This window comes from Streptomyces sp. NBC_00510 (assembly GCA_036013505.1).
Classification (GTDB): domain Bacteria; phylum Actinomycetota; class Actinomycetes; order Streptomycetales; family Streptomycetaceae; genus Actinacidiphila.
In genome coordinates this window covers 1,165,845-1,184,191 of the sequence record CP107851.1, presented here as the reverse complement: position 1 = coordinate 1,184,191, position 18,347 = coordinate 1,165,845, and the positions used below count along the sequence as shown (strand labels likewise).

Annotated in this window: 18 protein-coding genes and 1 pseudogene; 9 read left to right on the top strand and 10 right to left on the bottom strand. The window is 74.6% G+C overall.

What is annotated here, in order from left to right; genetic code table 11:
- Window positions 1-88: 88 nt before the first annotated feature.
- On the bottom strand, window positions 89-1,120 hold the full coding sequence (locus tag OG937_05260) for a LacI family transcriptional regulator (GenBank protein WUD71134.1): 1,032 nt from the start codon (window positions 1,118-1,120) through the stop codon (window positions 89-91).
- Window positions 1,121-1,555: 435 nt separating this feature from the next.
- Here OG937_05260 and OG937_05255 point away from each other — a divergent pair, with 435 nt between their 5' ends.
- Window positions 1,556-2,119 carry a GNAT family N-acetyltransferase gene (locus OG937_05255; GenBank protein WUD71133.1) on the top strand — a complete coding sequence of 188 codons (564 nt, stop codon included), beginning with the start codon at window positions 1,556-1,558 and terminating at the stop codon, window positions 2,117-2,119.
- A 209-nt stretch (window positions 2,120-2,328) separates the two neighbouring features.
- Here OG937_05255 and OG937_05250 read toward each other — a convergent pair.
- The 3 genes and pseudogenes from OG937_05250 to OG937_05240 form a co-directional block, all read right to left on the bottom strand.
- A pseudogene (locus tag OG937_05250) lies at window positions 2,329-2,457 on the bottom strand (ATP-binding protein).
- A 293-nt stretch (window positions 2,458-2,750) separates the two neighbouring features.
- The gene (locus tag OG937_05245) at window positions 2,751-3,542 is read right to left on the bottom strand and encodes a class I SAM-dependent methyltransferase (protein WUD71132.1); all 792 of its coding nucleotides are present in this window, start codon (window positions 3,540-3,542) and stop codon (window positions 2,751-2,753) included.
- A 50-nt stretch (window positions 3,543-3,592) separates the two neighbouring features.
- Window positions 3,593-4,348, bottom strand: coding sequence for an SDR family oxidoreductase (locus tag OG937_05240; protein WUD71131.1), 756 nt, complete (start codon window positions 4,346-4,348; stop codon window positions 3,593-3,595).
- A 93-nt stretch (window positions 4,349-4,441) separates the two neighbouring features.
- Between OG937_05240 and OG937_05235 the strand changes: the two genes are divergently transcribed.
- Window positions 4,442-5,077 (top strand): TetR/AcrR family transcriptional regulator, encoded by a 636-nt coding sequence (locus OG937_05235; GenBank protein ID WUD71130.1) that lies wholly within the window; start codon window positions 4,442-4,444, stop codon window positions 5,075-5,077.
- Window positions 5,078-5,093: 16 nt separating this feature from the next.
- On the opposite strand, the gene OG937_05230 is transcribed toward OG937_05235, so the two are convergent.
- From OG937_05230 to OG937_05215, 4 genes are all read right to left on the bottom strand, one after another.
- Window positions 5,094-5,936, bottom strand: coding sequence for an aldo/keto reductase (locus OG937_05230; GenBank protein WUD71129.1), 843 nt, complete (start codon window positions 5,934-5,936; stop codon window positions 5,094-5,096).
- A gap of 78 nt (window positions 5,937-6,014) precedes the next feature.
- Window positions 6,015-6,800 carry a rod shape-determining protein gene (locus tag OG937_05225; protein WUD71128.1) on the bottom strand — a complete coding sequence of 262 codons (786 nt, stop codon included), beginning with the start codon at window positions 6,798-6,800 and terminating at the stop codon, window positions 6,015-6,017.
- A complete protein-coding gene (locus OG937_05220; GenBank protein ID WUD71127.1) occupies window positions 6,797-7,171 on the bottom strand; it encodes a hypothetical protein in 375 nt (124 codons plus the stop codon). Before OG937_05220 ends, OG937_05225 begins: the two co-directional genes overlap by 4 nt.
- 26 nt (window positions 7,172-7,197) lie before the next feature.
- Entirely contained in the window at window positions 7,198-7,482 is a 285-nt protein-coding gene (locus OG937_05215) for a TraR/DksA C4-type zinc finger protein (protein WUD78633.1), read from the bottom strand.
- Between the two features lie 408 nt (window positions 7,483-7,890).
- Here OG937_05215 and OG937_05210 point away from each other — a divergent pair, with 408 nt between their 5' ends.
- The 6 genes from OG937_05210 (at window position 7,891) to OG937_05185 (ending at window position 13,721) form a co-directional block, all read left to right on the top strand.
- Window positions 7,891-8,847 carry a HAMP domain-containing sensor histidine kinase gene (locus OG937_05210; protein WUD71126.1) on the top strand — a complete coding sequence of 319 codons (957 nt, stop codon included), beginning with the start codon at window positions 7,891-7,893 and terminating at the stop codon, window positions 8,845-8,847.
- Window positions 8,844-9,509 carry a response regulator transcription factor gene (locus OG937_05205; protein ID WUD71125.1) on the top strand — a complete coding sequence of 222 codons (666 nt, stop codon included), beginning with the start codon at window positions 8,844-8,846 and terminating at the stop codon, window positions 9,507-9,509. Before OG937_05210 ends, OG937_05205 begins: the two co-directional genes overlap by 4 nt.
- A gap of 65 nt (window positions 9,510-9,574) precedes the next feature.
- Window positions 9,575-9,988, top strand: coding sequence for a hypothetical protein (locus tag OG937_05200; protein ID WUD71124.1), 414 nt, complete (start codon window positions 9,575-9,577; stop codon window positions 9,986-9,988).
- Window positions 9,989-10,052: 64 nt separating this feature from the next.
- The gene (gene secD, locus OG937_05195) at window positions 10,053-12,317 is read left to right on the top strand and encodes a protein translocase subunit SecD (protein WUD71123.1); all 2,265 of its coding nucleotides are present in this window, start codon (window positions 10,053-10,055) and stop codon (window positions 12,315-12,317) included.
- A 107-nt stretch (window positions 12,318-12,424) separates the two neighbouring features.
- A complete protein-coding gene (locus OG937_05190) occupies window positions 12,425-13,249 on the top strand; it encodes an LLM class F420-dependent oxidoreductase (GenBank protein ID WUD71122.1) in 825 nt (274 codons plus the stop codon).
- Between the two features lie 31 nt (window positions 13,250-13,280).
- Window positions 13,281-13,721 (top strand): TIGR03668 family PPOX class F420-dependent oxidoreductase, encoded by a 441-nt coding sequence (locus tag OG937_05185; protein ID WUD71121.1) that lies wholly within the window; start codon window positions 13,281-13,283, stop codon window positions 13,719-13,721.
- A gap of 28 nt (window positions 13,722-13,749) precedes the next feature.
- Here the strand turns inward: OG937_05185 and OG937_05180 are convergent, their stop codons facing one another.
- Window positions 13,750-16,269, bottom strand: a complete 2,520-nt coding sequence (locus tag OG937_05180) for an excinuclease ABC subunit UvrA (GenBank protein ID WUD71120.1) — start codon at window positions 16,267-16,269, stop codon at window positions 13,750-13,752.
- Between the two features lie 130 nt (window positions 16,270-16,399).
- Window positions 16,400-17,275, bottom strand: coding sequence for a LysR family transcriptional regulator (locus OG937_05175; GenBank protein ID WUD71119.1), 876 nt, complete (start codon window positions 17,273-17,275; stop codon window positions 16,400-16,402).
- 169 nt (window positions 17,276-17,444) lie between these two features.
- On the opposite strand from OG937_05175, the gene OG937_05170 reads away from it, so the two are divergent.
- Entirely contained in the window at window positions 17,445-18,302 is an 858-nt protein-coding gene (locus tag OG937_05170; protein ID WUD71118.1) for an aldo/keto reductase, read from the top strand.
- Window positions 18,303-18,347: the final 45 nt, after the last annotated feature.

The window sequence follows — 18,347 nt, the reverse complement described above, 5'->3', positions numbered from 1 at the left end:
GTGGGGAGAGGCCGTTCCGGGGCGTCGTCCTGCCTCGGTGACGGCCCTCCGGGGAGCGGAGAACGTCGTGGGCGCGTCGGGCGCGCGTTCAGGGGCGGGCGGTGCCGGCGGGGGCCGGGCCCGTGGAGCCGCGCACCATGAGCGCGGCCGGGTCCAGTTCCACGTGCGGGGTGGTGCCCTGCTCGATCGTCTCGATCAGGGCGAGTGCGGCGGCGCGGCCCCAGGTGGCGGCGTCGGCACGGCAGGTGGTGAGCGAGGGTCTGGTCCAGGAGGCCAGCGGTACGTCGTCGAAGCCGACCACCGACAGGTCGTCGGGCAGCCGCAGGCCGGCCTCCTGCGCGACCGCCATGCCCGCGGTGGCCGACAGGTCGTTGGCGTACACGATGGCGGTGGGCCGGTCGCCCCGCGTGATCAGGGCCTGCGTCGCGAGCGCGCCGCCCTCGGCGGTGAAGCCGCCCGGCAGCACCGGGCCCGGGGGCAGGCCCGCCTCCGCGAGCGCGTCCCGCCAGGCGCCCAGCCGCCGCTGGGCGTGCAGGTACTCCTCGGGGCCCGCGACGTAGGCGATGTGGCGGTGGCCGAGTCCGACGAGGTGGCGGACGGCGCCCGCGACCACCGGCCGGTCGTCCAGGTTCACGGTGGCGATCCCCTCGACACCGTCGTCGGCGCCGACGGCCACGGCGGGCAGACCCAGTTCCCGCAGCAGCGCGGGGCGGGGGTCGCCCACGCGCAGGTCGGTGAGGAACACCCCGTCCACGCGCTGGTCGTCCACCAGGCGGCGGTAGGTGTCCATCTCGTTGCGGGGGCCCGTCACGTGCAGCATGAGGCCGTCACCGGACTCGGATATGACGGACTCGATGCCCGCCATGAAGGCCGGGTAGAAGGGGTCGGTGCCGATCAGGTCGGGCTCACGGGTCAGCACCAGACCGACGGCCCTGGCCCGCCCGGTCGACAGCGCGCGGGCGCTGCGGCTCGGCGTCCAGCCCAGCTTCTCGGCCGCCGCGCGGACCCGTTCCTGGGTCGCGGCGGCCACGCCGGGGCGGTCGTTGAGGACGAAGGAGACCGTCGCCCGGGACACACCCGCCAGCTGGGCGACATCGGCGATCGTGGGGCGTCTGGCCATGCGGACTCTCCGTGTACGGCGGCGGAAGGGCGCCACATCCGCATCCGCGGGTCCCGTCGGCCGGCGTACCCCGAGGGGCACACCGTCCGGCGGCACCTTCGGCGCCGGAGGCAGCACGTTCTTGCACTCGCATACCGGGGCAACCAACGCGAAGGGATCTCGTAACCTCGCGTTTGAACCGGTTTAAACGAGCGATGTGAGGAACCATGAACCTCGGGGGGCGGAGTGTCAAGGGTCTACTCTCAGTTGGTGAGTTGTATGCGGCAAGTGTGGCGGTAAGTCCGAAATGTCGCATCGGCGCACTGTCACCACGCACCGCGCGGGCCGTGACAGTGCGTCACGGCCCCCGCGGGGGCGCCGGCACGGCACGGCGTGCTGCTAGCGTCTGCCCAACCCCGCGGCCGGCGGCGGACGGAGACGACGACGGAGACGGATGTGTTCCCGGACACGGTCCTGCGCACCGAACGGCTCCTCCTGCGCCCGTTCACCCCGGACGACGCCCATGACACCCGGGCCGGCTGTGAGGACCCCCACACCCAGCGATGGCTGCCCCTGCCCCGCCCCTACACGCTCGACGACGCGACGGCCTGGTGCACGACGGTCTCCCACGCCCTGCGCGAGTCCGGCGACGGCATCCACTTCGCCGTCACCGACGCGGACGGCGGACGGTTGCTGGGCACCGTCGGCCTGAAGCGGACCGACTGGCGGGCGCTGACGAGCGAGGTCGGCTACTGGGTCTCCCCCTGGGCGAGGGGACGCGGCATCGCCACGGAGGCGACCCGGGCCCTCGCGACGTGGCTGCTGGCCGAACAGGGCTTCCAGCGTCTGGAACTCCGCGCGGCGACGGGCAACACCGCCTCCCAGCGCGTCGCCACGAAGGCCGGCCTGCGCCGTGAAGGCGTCCTGCGCAACGCGGGGTTCGTGCACACCGGCCGCGTCGACCTCGTCCTGTTCTCCCTGGTGCCGGGGGACTTGGCGGCCGCCGCCGCTGGTGGCTGACCGGGGCAGGGCCGTGAACGGGTCGCTGACGGACCCGGGTTGGACGCGATCGAAGAATGGCGCCGAGAACGCGTCACCTGGCGGTGAGCAGGGCCGACGAGTCCCACCACGCCTGGGTCACCGCGGACGTGAGGTCGCCGCCCTGGACGAACGGCTCCACACCGACCTCGACTTCATCGCGTTCGCGCGCCAGGACGCGTCGCGCCGCGGGCTGGGCCGTTGAAATCGGGTGCCTCGTCCAGGAAGAGCACGCATTGATGGGAGAGCGACACGGCACCCGGCCGTGTCAGCCCGTTCCCGTCGCCGACGGGCTGCGTGGTCGCCGAGGGGTGCGGCGCTCAGTCAGTGGCGAGTTCGTCGTTGCGGAGTGCGTCGCCGAGGTGCGCCGCCTGCGGGCAGCACTCGCGGCGGAGGGCGCCTGAGTATGCCGCAGGCCCCCGCCGCGCCGTTGCGGCAGGGGCCCGACTCATGGCGATGAGGGCTCGAACGGGGAGAGTCGGAGCCCTCCAACTACACCATCGCCCAGCCTCGTCGTGGGCCCGCGCGCTCGCACGCCACCGGGGGCCGGTCGGGTGACGCTCCCCGTGCCCATGGGTGGCGTCACGCCGTTGGCCGGCCCCCGGCGGCACGCCTAGAGCGGCGACCGCCCCCAGGCCGTGAGCATCCCGGGGGACAGGTCGGCGCACTGCGGGGAGTCCAGGTAGCGCAGGGCCTCGTCGACGAGGGTGTCGTCGACGAGGCCGGTGGCGATCATGGTCGACCGGGTCCGGTTCCAGGTCTCCACCCAGAACCGGCTGATCGTGCTGCCCGGCAGGAGCGGCGGAACGTGGATCTCGGCCGCGACCGATCGGAGCCCGGCCGCCCTGAGCATCCCTGGGTAGCGCGGCACCCGTGAGACGTCGGTGCCGATGGTGTCGCGCAGCCCCCGCCACATCGCCCGCATGACCAGCGTGTACGGCGTGTCGGGGGCGGCGGCGGTGGTCAGGTCCACGGCGTCGCAGACCACGAGGACGCCGCCGGGGGCGAGCAGGCCGCCGAGCGTGGCGATCATCCGCTCCGGCGACGGCAGGTGCATCAGCACGAACCGCGCGTGGACGAGGTCGAACCGCCCCGGCGGGAGGTCGTCCACGGTGACGTCCGCCTGCCGCACCGTGAGGCCCGGCGTCGGACGCGCCGCCAGGAACCGTACGTCCCGGTCGACCGCGAGCACCTCGCTGACCCCGGCCTCGCGCAGCAGTCTGCGCGCCACCGTGCCCGTGCCGGCGCCGACGTCCAGGCAGCGCCACCCGGGGCCCGCCCCGAGCTGCCGCAGGCGGGCGAGGGTGGTGTCGTCGTACGTGGCGGCGGCGAGGTCGATGCGGTCGCCCTCACCGGCGTCCTCCGGGCGGAAGAAGCGCTCACCGTAGCGACCGGCGCTGGTCATGCCCTCATTGTGGCAAGCACCGGACGCGGTCACCCGTCGGCGGCAGGTCGCTACACCGCGGTGAACCCGCCGTCGACGGTGAGCGTGGCGCCGTGGATCTGCGAGGCCTCGTCGCTCGCCAGGAACACGACGGCCGACGCCACCTCCGCCGGGTCGCCGGCGCGGCGCGAGGGCATGCGCGAGATGATCGGGGTCAGGTGCTCCTCCATCGCCGCGACCTTCTCCGTCAGGGTGGGACCGGGAGCCACGGTGTTGACCCGGACCCCGTGCGGTCCGTACTCCGCTGCCCACGACATGGTGAGCGAGTGCACGGCCGCCTTGGTCATGCTGTAGAGCGCCGAATGCGCCATGCCCCGCATGCCGTTGATGGACCCCAGGTTGACCACGGCGCCGTGGCCGCGCTCGGCCATGGGCGGCGCCAGCAGGCCGGTGAGGAGGAACACCGACCGCACGCTCACCGCCAGTGCCTGGTCGACGGTCTCCTGCGGGACCTCGGCGGTCGGCGTGGGCGTGAGCAGGAGCGCCGCGTTGTTGACGAGGACGTCGATCCGGCCGCCGGCCGCCGCGAGCGCGTCGGTGGCGAGGCGGCCGACCGCGTCGGCGCCGCCCGACAGGTCGGCGCCTACGAACGTCGCCGAGCCCCCGTCCTTCTCTATGCGTGCCACCACGTCGGCACCCCGCGCAGCGTCGCGTCCGCTGACGACGACGAACGCGCCCTCGGCGGCCAGGGCCGCCGCGATGGCGGCGCCGAGGCCCGTGGTGGAACCGGTGACCAGGGCCGTCCGCCCGGTGAGTCGCTGGGTCATGTTTGCGCACCTTTCTCCGTGAACCGGCTGGGAACGGCCAAGGTGCCACCCGGAAATTGGACCTGCAAGTCCAGAAAGTGGCAGGATGGGGGCATGGCAGCACGACTGACGGCCAAGGGCGCCGCCACCCGGCAGCGCATCGTCGAGGGGGCCGCGGAGGAGATCCGCGAGCGAGGCGCGGTCGAGACCACCCTGGACGACATCCGCGCCCGCACGGCCACCAGCAAGAGCCAGCTCTTCCACTACTTCCCCGGCGGCAAGGAGGAACTGCTGCTCGCCGTGGCCCGGCACGAGGCCGGCCGGGTCCTGGCCGACCAGCAGCCGCACCTCGGCGCGCTCACCTCCTGGCAGGCCTGGTACGACTGGCGGGACGCGGTCGTCGACCGCTACCGGCGGCAGGGGCAGCAGTGCCCGCTCGGCACGCTCATCTCGCAGCTGAGCCCCGCTACGCCCGGCGCGCAGGCCGTCACCAGGGAACTCCTCGCCTCGTGGCAGGCGCAGATCACCACCGGCATCAGGGCCATGCAGGAGCAGCGGGAGATCTCACCGGAGCTGGACGCCGACCGTGTCGCGGCCGCCCTCCTCGCGGGCATCCAGGGCGGTGTCTCGATCCTGATGTCGACGGGCTCGCTCACGCACCTGGAAGCCGCCCTCGACCTGGGCATCGAACGGCTCCTCGCCGCACCCGCACCCGCACCGGTACCCGCACCCCTGCCGTCGGCCCCCTGACCGGGCACGGCACCCGTCAGAGCACCTCCAGCGGCACCGGCCCGCGGGGCGGCGGGAACGCGGCGTCCAGCGCCGCCAGCGCTTCCGCGGGGAGCCGGAGGTCCGCCGCGGCGCGGTTCTCGCGCACGTGCTCGGGCCGCCCCGAGCGCGGGATCGCCGCCACGCCCTGCTCCAGCACCCACGCCAGCGCCACCTGGGCAGGCGTGGCGCCGAGGCCGTCCGCCACGGCCAGCAGCGGTGCGGAACGCAGCAGTCTGCCCTGCTCAATGGGGGAGTACGCCATCACCCCGGCCCGGTTGCGCCGGCACCAGGGGAGCAGGTCCCACTCGATGCCGCGCCGGGTAAGGTTGTAGAGCACCTGGTCCACCGCCACGGCCGAACCGCCCGGGAGGGAGACCAGTTCGGCCATGTCCCCGGCGTCCAGGTTGCTGACCCCCCAGGTGCGGATCTTGCCGGCGGCCATCAGCTCGGTGAACCCGGCCAGCGTCTCCTCCAGCGGATGCCGCCCCCGCCAGTGCAGCAGGTACAGGTCCAGGATGTCCGTGCGGAGCCGTCGCAGACTCGCCTCGCAGGCCGCGACGACGCCACGGCGGTCGGCGTGGTCCGGCAGCACCTTGCTGACGAGGAACACCTCGGCACGGTGTCCCGCGATGGCCTCCCCGACCAGTTCCTCCGCCGCGCCGTCGCCGTACATCTCGGCGGTGTCGACGATCGACATGCCCAGGTCCACACCGAGCCGCACGGCGGCGACCTCCTCGCGGCGGCGGCCCGGATCCGTGCCGAGGTACCAGGTGCCCTGGCCGAGCGCGGGGACGTCCCTCGAGGACAGCCGGACCGTACGCATCGACGCTGTCGCCATCCCTGCCTCCCCGGCACGACACCTCTTCAGGCCACCATCCCGCATCCGGTCGTGCAACTCGGTGGACGGCGCCGGCTCCTACTCCGGCATCGGCGCGCGGACGTTGCCGGTGAGCGACGGGTGGAGGCGGGCGGATCCCAGGAGTTCGGCGGCGCCGCGCACCGCCGCGGTGTGCGGCGCCGGCACCACCTTGACGGGGACGTCGAGCCGGCGCGCGAGACGGTAGACGACCTCGGGGCGCAGGGCGCCCCCGCCGGCGAGGAGGACGCCGTGCGCCAGGGCGGCCGGCGCGGCCGCCGTCCGGTCCTCCTCCAGCACGGTCGCCACGGTGGCCACCAGCGAGTCGACGACGCGTGCGGCGGCACCGGGGTCCGCGTCGAGGTCGGCGGTGCCGAGCGTCGCGCGGTGCGCGTCGGTCACCGCGCCGTCGACCAGCAGGACCGTCTCCGTGAGGTGGGCGCCGACGTCCACCACGAGCAGCGGGCGGTTGTGTTCCTCGCGGGCCGCGAGGGCCACCGCCCGCGCCGTGGGCACCGTCAGGACGGCGCGCGGCCGCAGGACCTCCACGGCGGCCCGGGCCGCCGCGCGGTAGGCGACGCCGTCCAGGGCGGGCGCCGTCAGCGCGACCAGCGGGCGGCAGCGGCGGGGCAGCCGGTGGCGGAGCAACCGGTCGAGCATCCGGGCGGTGCCGGGGACGTCGATGACGCCGCGGCGGACGGGGTGGACGGTGCCCGAACCCGGGAACGTCACCGTGGGCACGTCGAGCACCATGCCCCGGCCGAGGGCCCAGACCCGCGTGCGGGCACTGCCGAAGTCGATGGCGACGCCCGCCCGCCGGCGCAGGGGCAGCCACGGCGCGCTCATCCCTCGGCCCCGCGCGCCTGCCGGCAGCGGCCGCAGTAACGGGCCTGGGGGACGACCACCAGGTGGTTCAGCGGGATGGGCTCCCGGCACAGCGGACAGATCCCGTACCGCCCCTCGCGCATGCGCTCCAGAGCCGCCTCGACGTCGGCGAGCACCATCCGGGCCGAGGCGGCGAGCGTGGCGCGGACCTTTTCCCGTGCCGCCGCCCGCCCTCCCGGCGGCCGGTGCGGTTCGGCCGGCACGGCCGCGGCGACCTGCCGCAACTGTTCCCGGCGGAAGAGGCGTTGCTCGTGGAGGCTCGCGCGCAGCGCGGCGAGGTCCTCGGCGGACAGATGCGCTGCGCGGTCGTCCGCGGTCCGGTGGTTCACCACGTCCCCTTTCTCCGGCTGGTCACGGGTCACGCGGCACGGCGCCCGCAGGCCACGCAGCAGCGCGCGTACGGGAGGATCTCCAGACGCTCGGCCGGTATGGGCTTGGCGCAGTCGGGGCAGACCCCGTAACTGCCGTCCTGGAGGCGCGTGAACGCGGCCTCGATCTCCCCCAGCACCCGCTGGATGGCCTCCTTCTGCACGACCATGACGTGGTCGTCCGCCGCCCAGCCGGCCTCGGCGACGGCCCGGAGCTGGGTCAGCCGGGTGCTGCGCTCGTGCTCGAGGCGCTGACGGGCCTCGTGCGCGGTCATGCGGCCGGGCCGGGGGTCGGGCCGCGGGTCGGGCCGGGCGGTGTCGGGGGGCACGGCGGGATCCTTCCTGGGAGGGGACGCGCGGCAGGCCGGCGCCGGGGGGTGACGCCGGCCGGGACCACGCGGGGGGTCGCTTCCCACCCTGGCCGAGGGGGCGGCGCCTGCCCATCGGCCGTGACACCCATTCGCGGTGGGTACCGGACCCCATCCGGAGCCCCGCAGGCGACCTCACGACCACCCCGGAGATGGGGGTCGCACCCCATCGACCAGGGCACCCGGGCACGGGCAGGCTGGACGGAGGCCGTCACCACGACGGCCGCGCCCGCCTGCCGGAACCCGCGGAGGCGGGCGGCCGGTGTGCGCGTGTGAAGCGACGAGGGAAGAGCGGGAGAAGGAGGCCGACGTCAGGTGTCCCTGTTCTGGCGGATCTTCGGGCTGAACGCCGTGGTGCTGGGTACGGCCACGGCACTGCTGTTGTGGGCCCCGGTGACCGTCTCCGTACCCGTGGTGCTGGCCGAGGCGGTGATCCTGGTGGGCGGCCTCGCGGTCATGCTGGTCGCCAACGCCGTGCTCCTGCGGGTCGGCCTGGCCCCGCTGGACCGGCTGACCCGGCTGATGACCACCGTCGACCTGCTGCGCCCCGGGCAGCGGCTCCCGGCGACGCGCGGCCACGGCGGCGTCCCCGAGCTGATCCGCACCTTCAACGCCATGCTGGACCGGCTGGAGGAGGAGCGGGCCACCAGCAGCGCCCGCGTCCTGTTCGCGCAGGAGTCCGAGCGCAGGCGGGTCGCCCAGGAACTCCACGACGAGGTGGGGCAGAGCATGACCGCCGTCCTGCTCGAACTGACCCGCGCCGCCGACCAGGCGCCCGAGCCGCTCCGCGGCGAACTGCGGCAGGCGCAGGAGATCACCAGGGAGAGCCTGGACGAGGTCCGCAGGCTCGCCCGCCGGCTGCGCCCCGCGGTGCTGGACGACCTCGGTCTGGTCAGCGCGCTGACCTCGCTCACCGGCGACTTCGCCACGCACACCGGACTGGGCGTGCGGCGCCGCTTCGACACCGATCTGCCGTCGCTCGACCGCGAGACGGAACTCGTGCTGTACCGCGTCGCCCAGGAGAGCCTGACGAACGTCGCCCGCCACGCCGAGGCCGGACGGGTCGAGGTCAGCCTGCGCCACAGCGCCGGCCGCGTCGTGCTCGGCGTCAGCGACGACGGACGCGGCACCGGCATCGTCCACGAGGGCGCCGGTATCCGCGGCATGCGCGAACGGGCCCTGCTCCTCGGGGCCGCGCTCGACATCACCTCCACACCACGGGCCGGCACCCAGGTCCGGCTGACCGCGCCCGCCCCGAGGGACCGCTCATGACCCCGACCGGACCGACCCCGATCCGCATCCTCCTCGCCGACGACCACGCCCTGGTACGCCGCGGGGTGCGGCTGATCCTGGACCGCGAACCGGATCTGGAGGTCGTCGCCGAGGCCGGGGACGGCGCGGAGGCCATCGCGCTGGCCCGCGCCCAGGACGTCGACCTGGCCATCCTGGACGTCTCGATGCCCCGCGTCACGGGCTTGCAGGCGACCCGCGACCTGGCCGCGCTGAAACCGGGGCTGCGCATCCTGATGCTGACGATGCACGACAACGAGCAGTACCTCTTCCAGGCGCTCAAGGCGGGTGCCTGCGGCTACGTGCTGAAGTCGGTCGCCGACCGCGACCTGGTCGCCGCCTGCCGGGCCGCGATGCGCGACGAACCGTTCCTCTACCCCGGCGCGGTCACCGCCCTGATCCGCAACTACCTCGACCGCGCCCGCCACGGCCAGCAGGCCCCTGACCACGTGCTGACGGCGCGCGAGGAGGAGGTGCTCAAGCTCGTCGCCGAGGGGCACTCCTCCAAGGAGATCGCCGAGGCGCTGGTGATCAGCGTCAAGACCGTCCACCGGCACCGCGCGAACCTGCTGGGCAAACTCGGCCTGCACGACCGGCTGCAGCTCACCCGCTACGCGATAAGGGCCGGCCTCATCGAGGCGTGAGCCCGCCGCCCGAACTCCGCCCCTCTCTCCCTCACCACCCCCGACGACCGACGAGGAGGTGCCGCATGGCACCGCGCCGTGCCCCCGCGGCCCGCCCGCGCGGCCCTCGCCGGTCGGTGAGGGCGGTCGCCGGGACGCTGGTCGTCACCCTGTTCGCACTCCTCGGGCTCCTCGTCCCGGCCGTCGCCGCGACGGGACCCGGGCACGCCCCGCCGCCCCCCGCCGCCACGGGTGACCGGGACCCCGGTCCGTACGCCACCGGGCCGATCGCCGACTGTGCCGCGTCCGCCCGGTCATGGCGCGACGCCCCGGGTGAGCGGCACTCGCCGCTCCTCGACGCCGCGACCGCCTCCGCCCGGACCGCCCTCAGCTGCTCGGGGTCCGTCACACCGCGACCGTCCGCGGACCGCGACGCCTCCGCGACCGCGCAGGCGTCACCCTGCCGCGGACGTGCCCCACCCTCCTCCACAGGCATCTGACACTCCCTCACATTTCCCTCGCATGCCGCCCCGCGCGGCTGCGCCCTGCCTGCTGGAGGCCCCCGTGACACGCGCCACGCGCGTGCGGGCGTTGCTCGCCCTCGTTGCCGTCGCCCTGTCCCTCTACGTCGCCGCCACCGTGCCGGTCCGCCTCGGACTCGACCTGCGCGGCGGCACCCAGATCGTCCTGGAGACCCGCTCGACCCCCTCGGCGCCCGCCGACGCCGAGGCCACCGCCCGCACCGTCGAGGTGCTGCGCGGCCGCGTCGACGCCCTCGGCGTCGCGGAACCCGCCATCGTGCAGTCCGGGGACCACCGGATCATTGTCGAACTGCCCGGTGTGCAGGACCCGGCGCAGGCCGCCGCCGTCCTCGGCCGTACCGCCCAGCTCACCTTCCACGCCGTGCTCGGCACGGCCCGCGAAGGCGACGACGTCACCACCCCGCTGCCCGAGCGGCCCGAGGAACGCGTCCTCGCCGACGAGTCCGGCCAGTCGCTCCGGCTCCGCGCCGTCTCCCTGACCGGCGGGGACGTCAAGGGCGCGCACGCCCGCTTCGACCAGGACACCGGTGCGGGCTGGTACGTGGACCTCGACTTCAAGGGGGAGGGCCGCGACGCGTGGGCGCGCCTGACCGGCGAGGCGGCCTGCCGTGCCCCGGGCGACCCCGCGCGTCGCGTCGCCATCGTCCTGGACGACAAGGTGATCTCCTCCCCACAGGTCGACGCGTCGGTCGCCTGCCGGACCGGCATCACCGGCGGCTCGACCCGGATCACCGGCACGTTCGACGACGCCGAGGCACGCGAACTGGCCCTGCTGATCAGCGGGGGCGCCCTGCCCGTACCCGTGGAGACCGTCGAGCAGCGCACGGTCGGCCCCACCCTCGGCGCCGAGGCCGTCACGGCCGCCGTCTGGGCCGCGGGCCTCGGCACCGTGCTGACCTCGCTGTTCGTCATCGCCGTCTACCGCCTCGTCGGCGCCCTGGCCGTCGTCGCGCTGGCCTGCTACGGCCTGGTCGCCTACGCGGCGCTGGCCGCCCTCGGCGCGACCCTCACCCTGCCGGGACTCGCGGGCTTCGTCCTGGCGATCGGCATGGCCGTGGACGCCAACGTGCTGGTCTTCGAACGGGCCCGCGAGGAGTACGCCGCACGGCGCCGCGCCAGCCTGGGGTCTGCGCTGACCGCCGGGTTCCGGAAGGCCTTCAGCGCCGTCGCGGACACCAACGTCACCACCCTCATCGCCGCCGCGCTGCTGTTCTTCCTGGGCTCCGGGCCGGTGCGCGGTTTCGGCGTCACCCTCGGCATCGGTGTGCTGGCGTCGATGCTCAGCGCGCTGGTGATCACCCGGGCCCTCGCCGAACAGGCCGTGGCCCGCCGCTCCGTCCGACGGCGCCCGCACCTGTCCGGCATCGCGGGCATCGGCGCCGTACGGGAACGGATCACCCGCCGCGACCCCGACCTGATGCGGCGCCCACGGCGCTGGCTCGCCGTGTCGGCGGCGGTCCTCGTCCTGGCGGGCTCCGGCGTCCTCGTGCGGGGTGCCGACCTCGGGGTGGAGTTCACCGGTGGCCGGCTCATCGAGTACGCCACGGACCGGCCGGTGGGCGCCGACCGGGCGCGCGAGGTCCTGGCCGGTGCCGGATTCCCCCGGGCCGTCGTGCAGACCTCGGGCGACGACCGTCTCACCGTGCGCACCGCGGAGCTGACCGAGGCGGAGGAGGACCGCGTCACCGCGGCGATCAGCGGCCTCGGCGGGCAGGCGGAGAAACTCCGTGACGAGTCCGTCGGGCCCGGCATCGGCAAGGAGCTGCGGCGTGGCGCCGTCATCGCCCTCGCCGTGGCGCTGGCCGCCCAACTCGTCTACCTGGCGGCCCGGTTCCGGTGGACGTTCGGCGCGTCGGCGGTGGTCGCCATGGCGCACGACGTCGTCGTCCTCGTGGGGGTGTTCGCCTGGCTGGGCAAGCCCGTCGACGGCGTCTTCGTCGCGGCCCTGCTGACCGTCGTCGGCTACTCGGTCAACGACTCCGTCGTCGTCTTCGACCGGGTCAGGGAACTGGCCCGGCGCGACCGGAGGCGCCCCTTCGCCCGTGTCGCCAACGCCGCGGTCCTGCAGACGGTGCCCCGCACCGTGAACACCGGGATGGGCGCGGCGTTCGTCCTCGCCGCGCTCGCCGTGCTGGGGGAGGGATCGCTCGCCGACTTCGCGCTGGCCCTGCTCATCGGGCTCGCCGTGGGCACCTGGTCCTCGGTGTTCACCGCCGCGCCGCTCGCCGTGGAACTGCACCGGCGCAAGCGGGCGCCGGTGACCGCGCGCCCCGTGGCGGCCGGCTGACGGACACCCGGCGCGATGCTCCTCCCGGGTGGTCGTGGCCGCGCGGCCACCCGGGCGGGGTAGGCAGCACAGTGTGCCATCCGCTCGCCGCGACCCACGGAGCCGTCGTGTACATCGGGATCTCGACCTTCATCACCGATCAGGTCATCCGCCCCGCCCCGCTCGGCACCGCCCTGGAGGAACGGGCGTTCGACTCGCTCTTCATCGCCGAGCACAGCCACATCCCCGTCAGGCGCGAGAGCCCCTACCCCATGGGTGGCGAGCTGCCGGAGGTGTACTACCGCACCCTCGACCCCTTCGTCGCCCTCTCCGTGATCGCCGCCGTCACCCGGCGTCTGCTGCTGGGCACCGGGATCGCGCTGATCCCGCAGCGCGACCCGATCCACACGGCCAAGGAGGTGGCCTCCCTCGACCTGGTCTCCGACGGCCGTGCCGTCCTCGGCGTCGGCGTCGGCTGGAACCGCGAGGAGATGCGGAACCACGGCGCCGACCCCGCCACGCGCGGCCTGCTCACCGACGAACGGCTGCGGGCGATCCGCGAGCTGTGGACCGCGGACAAGGCCGAGTTCCACGGCCGGTTCGTCGACTTCGACCCCGTCTTCGCCTGGCCCAAGCCGGTACGGCGGCCCCATCCGCCGATCTACGTCGGCGGCGGCGAGGGCGGGTTCGGCCGGGTCGCCGAGTTCGGCGACGCCTGGCTCGCCAACAGTGACGCGCCGGACGACCTCGGCCCGCGCATCGAGCGGCTGCGCGAGGTCACCGGACGCGACGTGCCCGTGACGGTGTACGGGGTCCGCGGCGGCCCCGAGCAGCTCGAGGGCTACCGGCGGCTCGGCGTCGAACGGGTGCTGCTCCACCTGCCGACGCTGCCCGAACGGGAGACCCTGGAGCACCTGGACGAAATGGCCGCGCTGGCCGACCGGTTCCGCTGACCCGGCGGGGCCACGACGAGGGGAGGACCCGATGCCGGCCCTGACGGGCGGTGAGGCGCGCGGGCGCTTCGCCGCGGCACGCGTCGCACGCCTGGCCACCGCCGACGCCGCCGGCGTGCCGCACCTGGTGCCGGTGGTCTTCGCCGTGGACGGTGACACGGTCGCGCTGGCCGTGGACCACAAACCCAAACGGACCACGCGCCTGAAACGCCTGGCCAACATCGACGCCAACCCGTCGGTCTGCCTGCTCGCCGACCGCTACGACGAGGACTGGGACCTGCTGTGGTGGGCCCGCGCCGACGGCACGGCCCGCGTCCTCCCACCGGTGGGCGGACCGCCCGGCGGATCGGCAGCGGCCGCCCGCTGCGTCGCCCTGCTGACCGCCAAGTACGGCCAGTACGCGGGCCGTCCACCCGCGGGGCCCGTCCTGGAGGTCTCCGTACGGCGCTGGAGCGGCTGGCGGGCCGTGTGAAGCCGGGGGCGGACCGCGGATGGAACGGTCAGCCCGTCAGCCGGCGCGCCAGGTAGGGCGCCGTACGGCTGCCCTCGGCCCCGGCCACCTCCGCGGGCCGCCCAGTGGCGACGACCTTCCCTCCGGCGTCCCCGCCGCCGGGGCCCAGGTCGATCACCCAGTCGGCTCCCGCCACGACGCTCATCTCGTGCTCGACGACGAAGACCGAGTGGCCGGCGTCGACCAGCCCGTGCAACTGCCGCATCAGCAGCTCCACGTCGGCCGGGTGCAAGCCCGTGGTGGGCTCGTCCAGCAGGTACACGGTGTGCCCGCGGCGGCCGCGCTGCAGCTCCGAGGCGAGCTTGATCCGCTGCGCCTCGCCGCCCGACAGCTCGGTGGCCGGCTGCCCCAGCCGCAGGTAGCCCAGCCCCACCTCCTGGAGGGTGCGCAGGCTCCGGGCGACCGCAGGGACGTCCGTGAAGAACTCCGCCGCCGCGTCCACGGTCATGCCGAGCACCTCCGCGACGTTCCGCCCCCGGTAACGGACGCCCAGCGTCTCCTCGTTGTAGCGGTCCCCGTGGCAGGTGGGGCACGGGGCGTACGTGCCGGGCAGGAACAGCAGCTCGACGGCGACGAAGCCCTCGCCCTGGCAGGTCTCGCAGCGGCCGCCCGCGACGTTGAAGGAGAAGCGCCCGGCCTTGTAGCCGTGCCGCCGCGCGGCGTCGGTGGCCGCGAAGAGCTTGCGCACCGTGTCGAACAGACCGGTGTAGGTGGCGAGGTTGGAGCGCGGGGTGCGGCCGATGGGCTTCTGGTCCACCCGCACCAGCCGGTCCACCGCCTGCAGGCCGTCCGCCAGGACGCCGAACGCCGGCCCGGCGCCGGCGCCCTCCCACGCCTCGTCGTCGCCGCCGTCGCCCTCGGCGGCGTCCGCCGGAACGGCGGCGTCGTCCACCGCGCCGGAAGGCCCCAGATGCTCCGTCAGCACCCCGGCCAGTACGCCCACCAGCGTCGACTTGCCCGAACCCGACACCCCCGTGATCGCCGTGAACACCCCGAGGGGCAGCTCGACGTCCACGCCGCGCAGATTGTGCCGGGCGATGCCGCGCAGACCCAGCCACGACGACGGCTTCCGTGCGGCGCGCCCGGCGGCCGGATCGGGTCCCGCGGCGAACAGGAACCGGCGGGTGGCGGACTCGGCGACCGCCTCCAGCCCGTCCACCGGGCCGCTGTACAGCACTTGGCCGCCGCGCTCGCCCGCGAGCGGTCCGACGTCGACGATCCAGTCCGCGCGGCGCACCACGTCCATGTCGTGCTCGACGACGAACACCGAGTTCCCCGCGTCCCGCAGCCGCACCAGAACCGTCAGCAGCGCCTCGCTGTCCGCCGGGTGCAGCCCGGCCGAGGGCTCGTCCAGCACGTACACCACACCGAACAGGCCGGAGCGCAACTGGGTCGCCAGGCGCAGGCGTTGCAGCTCGCCGGGGGAGAGCGTGGGCGTCGTGCGGTCCAGGCTGAGGTAGCCCAGGCCGAGTTCGGTGACGACCTCGATCCGCGCGACGAGATCGGCGCACAGCGTCGTGGCGATCTGCCGTTCCGGGCCCTCGGGGAGGTCGTCCACCGCGCCGCGGGCGGCCGGGCGCAGCACGTCGGCGAGCCGCGCGAGGTGCATCGCGTTGAGCTCGGCGATGCTGCGGCCGGCGAAGGTGACGGCCAGGGACTCCGGGCGCAGCCGGCTGCCGCCGCAGGCGGGGCAGAGCGAGCTCTCCAGGAACCGCTCCGCGCGGGCGCGCAGCGCCGGGCTCTTGGAGTCGGCGAAGGTGTGCATGACGTAGCGCCGCGCGCTCTGGAAGGTGCCCTGGTACGGGCGCTGGATCCGGCCCGCCTCCCGCACCGGGTGCACGGTCACCACCGGCTGCTCGTCGGTGAACAGGATCCACTCCCGGTCCTCCGCGGGCAGGTCGCGCCAGGGCCGGTCGACGTCGTACCCGAGGGTGCCGGTGACGTCCCGCAGGTTCTTGCCGTGCCAGGCGCCCGGCCAGGCGGCGATCGCGCCCTCCCGGACGCTCAGCGAGGGATCGGGGACCATCAGCTCCTCGGTGGCCCGGTGCACCCGGCCCAGCCCCTGGCACACCGGGCAGGCGCCCGCGGCCGTGTTGGGGGAGAAGGCGTCGGAGTCCACGGGATCCGCCCCCTGCGGGTAGCGGCCCGCGCGGGAGAAGAGCATCCGCAGCGTGTTGGACAGGGTCGTCACCGTGCCCACGTAGGAGCGGGAGGTGGGTGCCCCGCGGCGCTGTTCCAGGGCGACCGCCGGGGGCAGCCCCAGGACGTCGTCGACCGCCGGCGCGCCCACCTGATGGATGAGCCGGCGGGCGTACGGGGCGACGGACTCGAAGTAGCGGCGCTGCGCCTCGGCGTAGATGGTGCCGAACGCCAGCGAGGACTTGCCCGAGCCGGAGACCCCCGTGAACACCGCCAGCGCGTCCCGCGGGACGTCGACGTCGACGTCGCGCAGGTTGTGCTCGCGGGCGCCGCGCACCCGGACGTACGGGTCGTGGGCCGTGCTGTTCATGCCCCTCCGGAGAACGGGGTGGGGGTACGTGCCGGGAGCGCGGCACCGCGCGCCCGGCACCAGTGTGCGCGCGGCTGCGGGTGCCCGCAGGTCCACGGCGGGGCCGCCGGCGAAGGCGTGGACGGTGACGTCACGGCAGGTAGGACAGCAGTTTGCGGGCGGCGGGGGAGACCCGGTCCTCCTGGGGCAGGGCGGCCGACACCTCCCAGACGTGGTCCTCGGCGCCGTCCAGCGTCACGGTGCGCAGTCCCGCGGCGTGCTCCTTGCGGGCGATGGGCCGTGGCACGACGGCGATCCCGAGCCCGTGGTGGACCAGGTCGATCAGGCTGTGCACGTCGTTGACCTCCAGGGCGACCCGGCGCGGTACCCCGTTGGCGGCGAAGGCCCGGTCGGTGAGCCCGCGCGCGCCCCAGTCGGGGTGGAAGTCCACGAACTCCTCGCCGCCGAGGTCCGCCCAGCCGGCCGAGTCCGCCCCGGCCAGCCGGTGCCCGGGATGGCACAGCAGGACCATCGGAGCCCGGGTGATCGGCATCAGCTGCACTCCCTCCGGCGCCTCGCCGCTCAGCGCCGTGAACGCCACGTCCAGCCGGCCGCTGGTGATGTCCTGCACCAGGGCGGCCGACCCGGCCTGCCGCAGCCGGACCTCCACGCCCGGGTGCTGGGCGCGGAAGCGGGCCAGCAGCGCCGGCACGTCGACGCCGGCCAGGCACTGCTCGGTGCCGATGGTGAGCACCCCGCGCATCAGGCCCTGCACGGCCGCCACGGCCTCCTTGGCGGCCCGTACGCTCGCCAGCGTGCGGCAGGCCTCGTCCAGCAGGGCCCGGCCCGCCGCGGTCAGCTCCACGCTGCGGGTGCTGCGCACGAACAGCGGCGTGCCGAGTTCCTGCTCCAGGGCGCGCACGGAGGCGGACAGGCCCGACTGCGAGATCATGAGGCGTTCGGCGGCGCGGGTGAAGTGGTGCTCCTCCGCGACCGCGACGAAGTACTCCAGATGGCGTAGCTCCATGATTCAGAAGCCTAGCTCCTGAATGCGTTCGCTTTCTTCTATTGGACGTGTGGGTGCAGCTCCGGCGAGGCTTGAGCGCGTGCCCGCACGGCTGCGGCCCGTTTCCGGCCGTGCCGGCACGCCATCAGTGCGCAAGAACGAGACGCAAGCCGAGAAAGGCCACGGACACATGGAGACTCGCCGCATCGGCGCCACCGAGGTCAGCGCGATCGGCCTGGGCGGCATGCCCATGTCGATCGAGGGCCGGCCGGACGAGGCGCGGTCCATCGACACCATCCACGCGGCGCTCGACGCCGGTGTCACGCTGATCGACACGGCGGACGCCTACCACCTGGGGGCCGACGAGGTCGGCCACAACGAGACCCTGATCGCCAAGGCGCTGGCGTCCCACGGACGCGGCTCCGACGTCCTGGTCGCCACCAAGGGCGGCCACCTGCGCCCCGGTGACGGACGCTGGACCCTCGACGGCTCGCCCGAGCACATCAAGCGGGCCTGCGAGGACTCGCTGCGCCGGCTGGGCGTGGAGGCCATCGGCCTGTACCAGTTCCACCGCCCCGACCCCAAGGTGCCGTACGCCGAGTCCGTCGGCGCGGTGCGCGACCTGCTCGACGAGGGCAAGATCCGCATGGCCGGCATCTCGAACGCGGACCCGGAGCAGATCCGGCAGGCGGACGAGATCCTGGGCGGCCGTCTGGTCTCCGTGCAGAACCAGTTCTCCCCGGCCTTCCGCTCCAGCGAGCCGGAACTCGAACTGTGCCACGAGCTCGGCATCGCCTTCCTGCCGTGGAGCCCGCTCGGCGGCATCTCCCAGGCAGGCGAACTCGGCTCGTCCTACGCGCCGTTCGCCCGGGTCGCGCAGGCCCACGGGGTCAGCCCGCAGCGCGTGTGCCTGGCGTGGATGCTCGCCAAGTCGCCCTACGTGATCCCGATCCCCGGCTCCAGCCGGCCGGAGACCATCCGCGACTCGGTGGCCGCGGTGGAACTCGTGCTCACCGCCGAGGAGATCGCGGAGCTGGACGCCGTCTGACACGGCCGTGCCCGGGACGGGGCGGGGCGGTGCGCCGCCCCGTCC